This window comes from Pseudoduganella ginsengisoli (assembly GCF_009720865.1).
Taxonomy (GTDB): Bacteria; Pseudomonadota; Gammaproteobacteria; order Burkholderiales; family Burkholderiaceae_D; genus Rugamonas; species Rugamonas ginsengisoli.
Window position 1 is genome coordinate 1 of the sequence record NZ_WNLA01000049.1, and the last position, 11,359, is coordinate 11,359.

At 60.8% G+C, this 11,359-nt stretch carries 10 protein-coding genes and 1 rRNA gene; 9 read left to right on the forward strand and 2 right to left on the reverse strand.

Annotated elements, in window-relative coordinates; all coding sequences use genetic code 11:
• A 5S ribosomal RNA gene (gene rrf / locus GM668_RS29810) occupies positions 1–101 on the forward strand; the annotation flags it as partial.
• A 64-nt stretch (positions 102–165) separates the two neighbouring features.
• On the opposite strand, the gene GM668_RS29815 is transcribed toward rrf, so the two are convergent.
• Positions 166–681, reverse strand: coding sequence for a porin family protein (locus GM668_RS29815; RefSeq protein ID WP_155442611.1), 516 nt, complete (start codon positions 679–681; stop codon positions 166–168).
• 259 nt (positions 682–940) lie between these two features.
• On the opposite strand from GM668_RS29815, the gene GM668_RS29820 reads away from it, so the two are divergent.
• The 5 genes from GM668_RS29820 (at position 941) to glcF (ending at position 7,494) form a co-directional block, all read left to right on the forward strand.
• Positions 941–2,647, forward strand: coding sequence for a lactate permease LctP family transporter (locus tag GM668_RS29820; protein ID WP_155442612.1), 1,707 nt, complete (start codon positions 941–943; stop codon positions 2,645–2,647).
• A gap of 82 nt (positions 2,648–2,729) precedes the next feature.
• Complete coding sequence (locus GM668_RS29825; protein WP_155442613.1) at positions 2,730–3,617, forward strand: LysR substrate-binding domain-containing protein; 888 nt, start codon at positions 2,730–2,732, stop codon at positions 3,615–3,617.
• Positions 3,618–3,711: 94 nt separating this feature from the next.
• Entirely contained in the window at positions 3,712–5,208 is a 1,497-nt protein-coding gene (locus GM668_RS29830; RefSeq protein WP_155442614.1) for an FAD-linked oxidase C-terminal domain-containing protein, read from the forward strand.
• Entirely contained in the window at positions 5,201–6,268 is a 1,068-nt protein-coding gene (gene glcE, locus GM668_RS29835) for a glycolate oxidase subunit GlcE (RefSeq protein WP_155442615.1), read from the forward strand. Before GM668_RS29830 ends, glcE begins: the two co-directional genes overlap by 8 nt.
• Before the next feature lie 2 nt (positions 6,269–6,270).
• Complete coding sequence (gene glcF, locus GM668_RS29840) at positions 6,271–7,494, forward strand: glycolate oxidase subunit GlcF (protein WP_155442616.1); 1,224 nt, start codon at positions 6,271–6,273, stop codon at positions 7,492–7,494.
• Here the strand turns inward: glcF and GM668_RS29845 are convergent, their stop codons facing one another.
• A complete protein-coding gene (locus GM668_RS29845) occupies positions 7,495–8,193 on the reverse strand; it encodes a FadR/GntR family transcriptional regulator (RefSeq protein ID WP_155442617.1) in 699 nt (232 codons plus the stop codon). It abuts the gene before it with no gap.
• A gap of 104 nt (positions 8,194–8,297) precedes the next feature.
• On the opposite strand from GM668_RS29845, the gene GM668_RS29850 reads away from it, so the two are divergent.
• From GM668_RS29850 to GM668_RS29860, 3 genes are read left to right on the forward strand one after another with little or no spacing between them, the layout of a single operon-like run.
• On the forward strand, positions 8,298–9,089 hold the full coding sequence (locus GM668_RS29850; RefSeq protein WP_155442618.1) for a (Fe-S)-binding protein: 792 nt from the start codon (positions 8,298–8,300) through the stop codon (positions 9,087–9,089).
• On the forward strand, positions 9,089–9,769 hold the full coding sequence (locus tag GM668_RS29855) for a LutC/YkgG family protein (RefSeq protein WP_155442620.1): 681 nt from the start codon (positions 9,089–9,091) through the stop codon (positions 9,767–9,769). The genes GM668_RS29850 and GM668_RS29855 overlap by 1 nt, the downstream gene beginning before the upstream one ends.
• Positions 9,766–11,211: a LutB/LldF family L-lactate oxidation iron-sulfur protein gene (locus GM668_RS29860; protein ID WP_155442619.1), complete on the forward strand. Its 1,446-nt coding sequence runs from the start codon at positions 9,766–9,768 to the stop codon at positions 11,209–11,211. The genes GM668_RS29855 and GM668_RS29860 overlap by 4 nt, the downstream gene beginning before the upstream one ends.
• The last annotated feature ends 148 nt before the right edge of the window (positions 11,212–11,359 follow it).

The window sequence follows — 11,359 nt, forward strand, 5'->3', positions numbered from 1 at the left end:
AGCAAGTCGGTCCCACCCCTTCCCATCCCGAACAGGACCGTGAAACGACTCTGCGCCGATGATAGTGCTGCAACCAGTGTGAAAGTAGGTTATCGTCAGGCTAGTTATTAAAAAAGCCCCGTCAGTTCAGTCTGGCGGGGCTTTTTGCTTTATCAGCGCTGCATCTTAGAACTGATAGCGTGCCCCAAAGTTCACCATCGTCACTTCGCTCTTGGTCAGGTAACTGGCTTCCAGGCTGAGTGACCAATTACGGCTCAATGCATAACCTACACCAGCGCCCACGATCGGATCGGTGTCGCTATGTTCTCCCATCGAGACACGGTTGCCCTTCATTTTGGTCCGGCCTACGCCAAAGCGCCCATACGCACGGAATTGCTCATTAATCGGTACTGTCGCCAGGGCGGCAATGCCATAGTGCGAATCCGGATAGTAGCCTACCGGTTCAAAGGCGCCGCGCAATGGCGTCAGGTTCAGGCCACGCGTGTAAAGTTCAACTGCCAAGTTGGGCGTCGCTTGATAACCGATCGCCAAGCCCAAGTTCGCATCGCCACTGTTGTCCGCATATTTGGAAGAGATCGACGTGTAACCGAGTTCCGCCGACAGGTAAGCGCCAGGCTGCACCGATTGCGCAAAAGATGGCGCGGCAGCCAACAGGCCCAGCGCTGCAAGGATAAATCGCATTAAAGCTCCTGATAAAAAGTGATGTCGTCTGCTCAGTATTTCTTTATTTGCAATACCAGCCCGCGCATCTTACCTACCAATTGTCATTAATGCAACTTCGCTGACCTCGTCAGTCTGCTGCAATTGTCGTCCTGGCCAGTGAAAGATTTTCACCTCTGCAGTCAATTCATTTCAAGCGGCCGCGGCGGTTTTCAGGCCGAATGCCGTCTTACACTTCTCCTCGACATTACAAAAAACATCTTGTGGAGGAGAGCACACCATGCAGTCCTGGACTCAAATTTATGCGCCACTTGGCAGCCTCGGGCTGTCAGCATTGGCAGCCGCCGTTCCCATTATTTTCTTTTTCCTTGCACTGGCGGTCTTGCGCATCAAAGGCCACGTGGCCGGCGCGATCACATTGGCGCTCGCGCTGATCGTAGCCATCTTTGCGTATGGCATGCCGGTACCGCAAGCACTGGCTTCGGCAGGATATGGTTTCGCTTACGGCTTGTGGCCGATCGCGTGGATCATCATCACCGCAGTCTTCCTCTACAAAGTGGTAGAGCGCACGGGCCAGCTGGCCATCATCCGCGCTTCCATCCTGGCGATTACCGATGACCAGCGCCTGCAAATGCTGCTGATCGGTTTTTCGTTCGGCGCCTTCCTGGAAGGCGCGGCAGGCTTCGGTGCACCGGTGGCTATTACCGCCGCACTGCTGGTGGGCCTGGGCTTCAATCCACTGTATGCAGCGGGCATGTGCCTGATCGCCAATACTGCGCCCGTGGCATTTGGCGCGATGGGCATTCCTATCATCGTGGCTGGCCAAGTGACGGGCATCGATGCGATGCACATTGGTGCGATGGCTGGCCGCCAGTTGCCGCTGCTGTCGCTGTTCGTGCCATTCTGGCTGGTATTCATGATGGACGGCATGCGCGGCGTAAAAGAAGTATGGCCAGGCGCGCTGGTGGCTGGCGGCAGCTTCGCTGTGACGCAATACTTCACGTCGAATTACATCGGCCCTGAACTGCCGGACATCACGTCTGCGCTGGTCAGCCTCGTGTCGCTGACGGTATTGCTGAAAGTCTGGCAGCCGGCAACGGCAAAGAATGCCGCGCGCGGTGTGGCCAACATGGGCGGCGCGGCGGCATTGTCGGGCTTCGGCGGCGGCAGCGCTGCAACGGGCCCGGTAGGTGGCCGTACCCGCTCGCCTTATACTCCGGCGCAGACGGTGCGCGCCTGGGCGCCATTCGGCATCCTGACCGCCATCGTCACGGTATGGAGCCTGCCGGGATTCAAAGCGCTGTTTGCGAAAGGCCCGCTGGCCTGGACCGTCATCAAAGTCCACGTGCCCTTCCTCGATCAAATGGTGATTAAAACCACGCCGATCGTGACCGCGCCCAAGGCTTATGAAGCCATCTACAAACTCGATATCCTGTCCGCAGTCGGCACGCCGATTCTGTTGACCGGCATTATCTCGATGATCTTGCTGGGCATGAAGCCAGCCGATGGCGTGCGTGCATTCAAAGACACGGTCGTGGAATTGCGCCGTCCCGTACTGTCGATCGGCCTGGTGCTGGCCTTCGCCTTCGTCGCCAATTATTCCGGCATGTCGTCCACCTTGGCCCTGGTGCTGGCTGGTACCGGCGCGGCATTCCCATTCTTCTCGCCATTCCTTGGCTGGCTGGGCGTGTTCCTGACGGGTTCCGATACGTCGTCCAATGCGCTGTTCTGTTCCCTGCAAAACACGACGGCGCACCAGGTGGGCGTGTCTGACACGCTGATGGTGGCGGCCAATACCACGGGCGGCGTGACGGGCAAAATGATTTCGCCGCAATCGATCGCCGTGGCTTGCGCAGCAACAGGCTTGGTGGGCCGCGAATCTGAACTGTTCCGTTTCACCTTAAAACACAGCATTCTGTTCGTCGTCATCGTCGGCGTGATGACGATGGTGCAAGCGTACTTACTGCCCGGGATGATTCCGCATTAAAATGGCCTGGCATAGCCGCACAACGCCCGTGCCAGTGTGGACGGGCGTTGTTGCGTTTTGACTGGAACATTAGAGGACCGCCATGCCCAAACGCTTTCCACCTGTTCATGCGCTGGCTGCTTTTGAAGCGGCAGCCCGTTCCGGCTCGTTCGCAGTGGCGGCCAACCAGTTGTGCATCACGCCTTCCGCGCTGTCGCACCGCATACGGTTGCTGGAAGAATTTGTCGGCGACCGTTTATTCATCCGCGATGGCCGTGCACCGACACTGACGGCATTTGGCCGCAGCTATCTCGACGTCGTGTGCGTGGCGCTGCGCACGCTGACCGACTTCCCTCTGCCAAACAAAAGTTCTCCGGCACAGCCCCGCATCAAGCTCACCGTGCCGCCTACGTTTGCCCGCTGTTTGCTGATGCCGCGCCTCGCCAGCTTTACGGCAGCGCATCCCGATATCGTGGTCGACGTGTTCCTGTCCGTGCCGCTATACGACCTGGCGCTGTCCGAATCCGATCTCGAAGTGCGCTTCGGCGCGGGCAAATATCCCGACCTGGAAACCGTCAAACTGCTGGAAGAACCTGCCTTCCCGGTTGCCAGCCCGGCTTATCTCGAACGTATAGGCGGCATAGCCAGCCCCGCGGATTTGTCGAAAGCCACGTTGCTGCGGTCAGCATTGGAGCCATGGAAGCCGTGGTTCGACGAGGCCGGGCTGGATTGGCAAGAGCCTACGACAGGCTTGCGTGTCGATGACCTGGGTTTGCTGCTGGAAGCGGTGCGTCACGGCCACGGCATTTGCCTGACGCGCCAGCACTTCGCACAACCGTTGATCGCCAGTGGCGAAGTGGTGGAGCTGTTTGATATCCGCCTCGCGACGCCGCCCCATGCGTATTACGTCGTGTATGAACCATCGGCGCGTGCGCGGCCGGAAGTGCAGCTGTTTATCGACTGGCTGCTGGCAGCCTACGCCACCGCATGAAAATTATCGGATGCAGCCGTTAATTCTTTTCACCGCTTGAACCCTCGGCCTTTCGCTACACTGGATTCAGTCAAACATACTGAGTCCAGCCGCCATGAATGCGCCCAGCCAGGAACCCCCGATAACAGCGGAACGCCAGCGCGCGATCGTTGCTGAATTACGCACGGTATTACCGCCGCACTGCCTGTTGTCCAGCGAAGAAGATACCCGCCCTTATGAGTGCGACGGCTTGACGGCGTTCCGCCAATTGCCGCTGGCTGTCGCGCTGCCGGAAAACGAAGAGCAAGTGGTGGCCGTGCTGAAAGCGTGCCGCAAACTTCAAGTGCCGATCGTGCCGCGCGGCGCAGGCACCGGGCTATCGGGCGGTGCGATGCCGGTTGCCGAAGGCATCGTGCTGTCCACCGCGAAGATGAGCCGGATCGTTGCCATCGATGCCCATGCGCGCACGGCCACCGTGCAGCCGGGCGTGCGCAACCTGGCGATCTCTGAAGCGGCGGCAAGCCACCAGCTATATTATGCACCCGACCCTTCGTCGCAGATTGCCTGCACCATCGGCGGCAATATTGCGGAAAATGCGGGCGGCGTGCATTGCCTGAAATATGGCCTCACATTGCATAACGTGCTGCGCGTGCGCATGGTGACGGCCGATGGCGATGTCGTCGAACTGGGCAGCACCGCGCCCGATGCCGCTGGCCTGGATTTGCTGGCCGTGTTCATCGGTTCAGAAGGCATGCTGGGCGTGGTGACGGAAGCCACAGTGAAGCTCACGCCAAAGCCATCGCTGGCCCGCGTCGTCATGGCGTCGTTTGATGACGTGGTGCGCGGTGCAGATGCAGTGGCGGACGTGATTTCGGCCGGCATGATCCCGGCTGGCCTGGAAATGATGGACCGTACCAGCGCACGCATGGTGGAACCGTTTGTCTGCGCCGGCTATGACACGGATGCCGCTGCCATCTTGCTGTGCGAATCGGATGGCTTGCCGGAAGAAGTGGAGGAGGAAATCAGCCGCATGCGCGCCGTGCTGGAACGCTCTGGTGCGACAGCCATTGCCGTGTCGCGCGATGAAGCGGAGCGCATGCGTTTCTGGTCCGGCCGTAAAAACGCATTCCCTGCCGCTGGCCGCATTTCGCCAGACTACTACTGCATGGATGGCACCATTCCCCGCCGCAAACTGGCGGAAGTCTTGACGGGCATTGAAGCGCTGGCCCAGCAATACCAGCTGCGCTGCGCCAACGTGTTTCATGCAGGCGATGGCAATTTGCATCCGCTGATCCTGTTCGACGCCAACCAGCCTGGCGAGTTTGAACGCGCCGAGAAATTTGGCGAAGCCATCCTGTCGCTGTGCGTGGCGGCTGGCGGCACCATTACGGGCGAACATGGCGTCGGTGTGGAAAAGCTCGACTCCATGTGCGAGCAATTCACCGTGGAAGAAATCGCCGCTTTCATCGCCGTCAAACGCGCCTTCGATCCGGCGCAGCAATTGAATCCGAACAAAGCCATTCCCACACTGGACCGCTGCGCGCAGTACGGTAAGCGTAAGGTGGACGGAGGCCGGTTCCGGTTTGCCCAATATGCGAGGCACTATGGATAATGTGTTGAATGGGTTCCGCGAACGCGTATTGCGCGCCGGGCAGGACAAGACGCCACTGTGCATACGTGGCGGCGGCAGCAAGGACTGGTATGGCAACCTGCCGCAAGGAGATATGCTGGATACGTCAGCGTACCAAGGCATCGCCAGTTACGAACCCACTGAACTGGTGATCACGGCGCGTTGCGGTACACGGCTCAGCGAGATCGAAGCTGCATTGGCTGAAAGAGGGCAGATGCTGGCATTCGAACCGCCGCACTTCAATGCGGATTCCACCATCGGCGGCGTGGTTGCCTGCGGCCTGGCCGGCCCGCGCCGCCAAACCGCAGGCGCTGTGCGCGACTTCGTGCTGGGCGCGGCATTGATGGATGGGCGTGGCGACGTGCTGCGCTTTGGCGGGCAAGTGATGAAAAACGTGGCGGGCTACGACGTTTCGCGCCTGCTGGCCGGATCGCTGGGCATGCTGGGACTGATCCTCGACGTGTCGCTGAAAGTGCTACCCCGTCCGCAGATGGAAGCCTCGCTGCGCCTGGAAATGCATCAGGAAGATGCGTTGCAGCGCATGAATGTGTGGGCGGGCCAGCCGTTGCCGCTGTCTGCCAGCGCCTGGCATGGCAATGTCCTGACGGTGCGGCTTTCCGGTGCGCAGGCTGCCGTGGAGGCTGCCATGCGGCGCATCGGCGGCGATGCATTGCCTGCTGCCGCGGCCGATGCGTTCTGGCGCGACTTGCGCGATCAGCGCCACGCATTTTTCACGCAGGATGGCGAACCGCTGTGGCGTATGGCCGTGCCCACCGTGGCGCCTGCGCTGGCGCACCGTGGCCAGCAATTAATCGAGTGGGGCGGCGGCCAGCGCTGGCTACGCTGTGCTGATTCAGCGGAATCGCTGCGTGCGCTGGCGCACCGGCATGGCGGGCATGCGACCCTGTACCGTGGCGGCGCCCGCGCACAGGGCGTGTTCCATCCGCTGGCGCCAGCCGTTCACACGATACACCGCAACCTTAAAAACGCGTTCGATCCGGCCGCCATTTTCAACCCGGGCCGCATGTACCAGGACTTGTAATCATGCAAACCACGCTTGCCGCCCAATACCAGGGCACTCCAGAAGGACTGGAAGCGGAAGAAATCCTGCGCCAGTGCGTTCATTGCGGCTTTTGCACTGCCACGTGCCCCACGTACCAGTTGCTGGGGGATGAACTCGATGGGCCGCGGGGCCGCATCTACCTGATCAAGCAAGTGCTGGAAGGTGCAACGCCGGGCCCCAGCACGCAAATGCACCTGGACCGCTGCCTGACGTGCCGCAGTTGCGAAACCACTTGTCCATCCGGTGTGCAATATGGCCGCTTGCTGGACATTGGCCGCCACCTGGTGGACCAGCAAGTTTCCCGGCCCGCCACGCAGCGCGTGACCCGCACCTTGTTGCAGGAAGCGCTGCCGCGCCGCTGGATCTTCAAGCCTGCCATGAAAGCAGGCCAGTTGCTGCGGCCCGCGCTGCCTGCAGCGTTGCGCAGCAAAGTCGCCCGGCCGGCATCCGCCGGGCAGTGGCCCCGCGCCAGCCATGCGCGCAAGATGCTGCTGCTTGACGGCTGTGTACAGCCATCGATGGCGCCGAATATCAATGCGGCGACAGCGCGGGTGCTCGACGCCTTGGGCATCGAACTGGTGATTACCCCGAAGGCGGGGTGCTGCGGCGCGATCCGTTATCACTTGAATGACCAAGAGGGCGGGCTCGATGACATGCGGCGCAATATCGATGCGTGGTGGCCGCTGGTGCAGGCGGGGGCGGAAGCCATCGTCATGACGTCATCCGGCTGCGGCGCGACCGTCAAGGATTATGGCCACCTGTTGCGCCATGATGCGGTGTATGCGGACAAGGCTGCCCGGATCTCTGCATTGACCAAAGACGTCAGTGAAGTGCTGTACGGATTCCAGGATGCGCTGGCGGCAAAAGCCCGTGCCGGGACTGCGGACAAAGTGGCCTATCACCCGCCGTGCACATTGCAGCACGCGCAAAAAATCCGGGGCAAGGTGGAAGGATTGCTGCGTGCGGTGGGCGTTGATGTGCGGCTGTGCACGGACAGCCATTTATGTTGCGGCTCATCCGGCACGTATTCACTGCTGCAGCCGGAATTGTCTGGCCAGCTGCGCGACCGCAAACTGGCGGCGCTGCAGGCGACGGGAGCGGACCATATCGTGTCGGCCAACGTGGGGTGCCAGAGCCACTTACAGTCGGGTACGGACCAGCCGGTCGAGCACTGGATTGAATTGCTGGACCGCTTGCTGCGGTGACTAATCGTCTGCCACGCGGCTGGCCACGTAATCGATATGGCTTTGCATCGCTGCGCGGGCTTCGTCTGCCCGGCCATTGCAGATGGCATCGCATACAGCGCGATGCTGTACCAGCAATTGCGTACCGACGTCCGCTTCCTGAGCCCGCAGGCTGCTGCCATTGAACCTGATGTGTTCACGCAGCATGCCGATCACACTGGCGTGCAAATGCAGGAACATCGTGTTGTGTGATGCCTGCGCAATGGCTTCGTGCAGGCGTGCGTCGGCTGCAGCTTCACCGGGCTGGTTGTCGTCCTGGCGTGCCTGTTCCAGCGCGGCTAGATGCGTGCGGATACGCTCGCGGTCATCATCCGTGCAGCGCAGCGCTGCAAAATACGCGGTGGCCCCTTCCAGCACGCGGCGGAATTCCAGCACGTCGTCGCGCACTCCAGGGTGGTCTGCTATCAACTGGCCCCAAGGCGACGGCGGCCCTGTGCGCAATTGTTCCGTCACATATACGCCCGCGCCCTGGCGGCTGCGCAGCAAGCCGCGCGCCGCCAGGCGCTGGATTGCTTCGCGCACGGTGTTGCGCGATACCCCGTATTGTTCCGCCAAGGCCCGTTCAGCCGGCAGCCGCGCATGGGCAGGCCACGTGCCGTCCAGCAGCGCGGTTTCAATTTGCCGCATCACGTTTTCCACCCGGCCTGCTTCCTGTGTCATTGCTGCCTCCAGTGTGGACAGCATACCAAAAATTGGTCCAACCAATTTGTGCGAATGGAAAAATGCGGGAATGATGGGCACATACCTACGCAGGAGACATTGAAATGCAACCTCGCCACTACCCGGCCTCACCGCCATCCGATGTGTATTTATTTGGCACTTGTGTGATCGACCTGTTCATGCCGCAGGCGGGCCTCGACGCTGTGCGCCTGCTGGAGCGGGAAGGCGTGACAGTCCACTATCCGCGCGGGCAGAGTTGCTGTGGCCAGCCGGCTTACAGCAGCGGTAATCCTGACCAGTCGCGCGCGGTGGCGCAGGCACAGATCGCGCTGTTCAGGGAAGACTGGCCTGTTATCGTGCCGTCCGGTTCCTGCGCGGGCATGATGCGCCACCATTGGCCGGAATTATTCGAGGACGATGCCGTGATGGCGAAGCAGGCGAAAGCTTTGTCGGAACGTATTTATGAATTGAGCGAATTCCTGCTGAACGTGCTGCACGTGCATTATCCGGCACAGCATCAAGCCAATGAAGATGTGGTGTTGCATACGTCGTGTGGCGCGCGGCGCGAAATGGGAACGCGCGGACATGGCGTGGCGTTGCTCGATGATTTGCCTGGGGTGCGCCGTATCGAGCATGTACGCGAATCTGAGTGCTGCGGTTTTGGCGGGACGTTCTGTCTCAAGCATCCGGATATTTCGGGCGCGATGGTGGCTGACAAGGTGGCGTCGGCCTGCGCGACGGGTGCGAAGCGCGTGGTATCGGCCGATTGCGCATGCCTGCTCAATATTGGCCACGCGGCGAAGCAAAGCGGGGCGCCGCTGGAGGTCGAGCATATGGCCAGTTTCCTGTGGCGCCGCGCGAATGGCGTGGCAGCTGGCGGGGAGGGGCAGCCATGATGAATGCACGTGAACGGATGCTGGGGCGCTTGCGGGCGGCTGCGCCGGCGCCATCGCCTGACAGTGCCGTTGCGGCGCTGGATCTGCGCATTGCGGCGCATTACGATGGGCCGCGTCCCGGCGCGGCGGCACTGGTCGATGAGCTGGAAAATGCACTGCGCGCATCGCGTGCCGACGTATGGCGTGCGACAGCCAGTGAATGGCCTGCGCAAGTGGCTGCCAGACTGGCGCAGCATGGGGCGAAACGTTTGCTGCTCGATCCTGCCAACAAGGAAGGGGCGGCCTTGGCTGGCGCGTTGCCTTCGGAGGTTGAAGCGCTGCCATTCAATGGTCCGCTTGAAACGTGGAAGAGTGAATTGTTTGGCACGGTGGATGCTGGATTTACCGTGGCCCGTTCCGGCATCGCCGCCACCGGCACGCTGATCCTGGAACCGGATGCGGGAACGCCACGGACGGTATCGCTGGTGCCGCCACTGCACATCGCGCTCGTGTATGCGGACAAGTTGCACGCGACTTTGCATGATGCGGCGCGCGGTGAACGTTGGCGCGATGGTATGCCGGCCAACCTGGTGCTGGTATCGGGGCCGTCGAAAACATCGGATATTCAACAAACACTTGCATTTGGCGCGCATGGGCCGCGCTGGATGTGGGTTGTCATCGTCACGGGAGAGCAGTCATGACGGCACAACCTATGCACTTCGTGGCGCCGGAAGATTTTCACCAGCGGGCCCGTGCTGCGCTGAATGATCCCAAGCTGCGCGCCAGTTTCCGGGGCGCGATGGATTTCCTGCAAACGAAACGCAGCAGCCAGTTCCCCGATGCGTTGGAGCTGGAACACTTGCGTGACCTCGGTGAAGCGATCCGGCAGCATGCGCTGGCCAATTTGCCGCAATTGCTGGTGCAGCTGGAAGACAAGCTGACGGCGGCAGGTGTGCACGTGCACTGGGCCGAGACGGGTGATGAAGCCAATGAAATCATCTTGCGCATTGCGCAGCAGCGCGGCGCGCGCACGGTCATCAAGGGCAAGTCGATGGCTAGCGAGGAAATCGAACTGAATCATTACCTCGGGGAGCGGGGCATCGAATGCATTGAATCGGATATGGGGGAATACATTGTGCAAATGGCGGGCGAAAAGCCGTCGCACATTGTGATGCCGGCAATTCATAAGACGCGGGAAGAAATCGGCGTCTTGTTCGAGCAGCATATTCCCGGGACGGCGTATAGCGATGACGTGGATACGCTGATCCAGACGGGGCGGCGCGCGTTGCGCACGGCATTTGCCGAAGCGGATATTGGCCTGTCCGGGGTGAATTTCGCGGCAGCCGATACGGGCACGCTCTGGCTGGTGGAAAACGAGGGCAATGGCCGGTTGTCGACCACGGTGCCGGATGTGCATATCGCCATTATGGGTATGGAAAAGGTGGTGGCGAAACTGGAGCACATCGTGCCATTGGCCAGTTTGCTGACGCGCTCCGCGACGGGGCAGCCGATCACCACGTACTTCAACCTGATTTCCAGTCCGCGCCGGGCGGGGGAACTGGATGGTCCGCGCGAAGTGCACCTGGTGCTGCTCGATAACGGCCGCACGCAGGCGTATGCAGATGAGCAGTTGCGGGCCACGCTGCAATGCATCCGCTGCGGCGCGTGCATGAACCATTGCCCGGTCTACGGACGCATTGGTGGCCATGCGTATGGCACCACATACCCGGGCCCCATCGGCAAGATCATTTCTCCTCATTTGCTAGGGCTCGAAGCGACAGCGGACCTGGCGACTGCGTCCAGCCTGTGCGGCGCATGCGGGGAAGTATGCCCGGTGCGCATTCCGATTCCAGCGCTGCTGGTACGGTTGCGCACGGAAGCGAACCGCAATCCCAATGAACAGGTAGCCCATCCATTAAAAGGGCAGGGCGCCAAGTTCAGCCGTGGCGATAAATTGGTATGGCGGTTCTGGAGTGGCGCGTTTTCCCATCCCTCCATTTACAAGATGTTCCGTTGGGCTGCTACGCGTTTTCGTGCGCTGACGCCGTCCGAGCAATTGGGGTGGACGCAGCACCGTACGCCATTAAAACCGGCGCCGCGCAGCTTGGCGGATTTAATGCAGGATCGAAATCAGCCTGAATAATGTCTTGCAAAACAAGGGGACGGTTTGCTATAGTTCTGTCCCCGCAGCGCTGCGACGGTTTGAAAACGAAACAGCGATGCAAACGAGGGGTTGACGGATATCAGGAAACACTAGATAATCTCGCTTCTCTGCTGCTGACGAACACAAC

Bases quoted from the DNA above. Each gene is read 5' to 3' on its own strand.
- GM668_RS29815 (WP_155442611.1), bottom strand. From the start codon at position 681: ATGCGATTTATCCTTGCAGCGCTGGGCCTGTTGGCTGCCGCGCCATCT.
- GM668_RS29820 (WP_155442612.1), top strand. From the start codon at position 941: ATGCAGTCCTGGACTCAAATTTATGCGCCACTTGGCAGCCTCGGGCTG.
- GM668_RS29825 (WP_155442613.1), top strand. From the start codon at position 2,730: ATGCCCAAACGCTTTCCACCTGTTCATGCGCTGGCTGCTTTTGAAGCG.
- GM668_RS29830 (WP_155442614.1), top strand. From the start codon at position 3,712: ATGAATGCGCCCAGCCAGGAACCCCCGATAACAGCGGAACGCCAGCGC.
- glcE (WP_155442615.1), top strand. From the start codon at position 5,201: ATGGATAATGTGTTGAATGGGTTCCGCGAACGCGTATTGCGCGCCGGG.
- glcF (WP_155442616.1), top strand. From the start codon at position 6,271: ATGCAAACCACGCTTGCCGCCCAATACCAGGGCACTCCAGAAGGACTG.
- GM668_RS29845 (WP_155442617.1), bottom strand. From the start codon at position 8,193: ATGACACAGGAAGCAGGCCGGGTGGAAAACGTGATGCGGCAAATTGAA.
- GM668_RS29850 (WP_155442618.1), top strand. From the start codon at position 8,298: ATGCAACCTCGCCACTACCCGGCCTCACCGCCATCCGATGTGTATTTA.
- GM668_RS29855 (WP_155442620.1), top strand. From the start codon at position 9,089: ATGAATGCACGTGAACGGATGCTGGGGCGCTTGCGGGCGGCTGCGCCG.
- GM668_RS29860 (WP_155442619.1), top strand. From the start codon at position 9,766: ATGACGGCACAACCTATGCACTTCGTGGCGCCGGAAGATTTTCACCAG.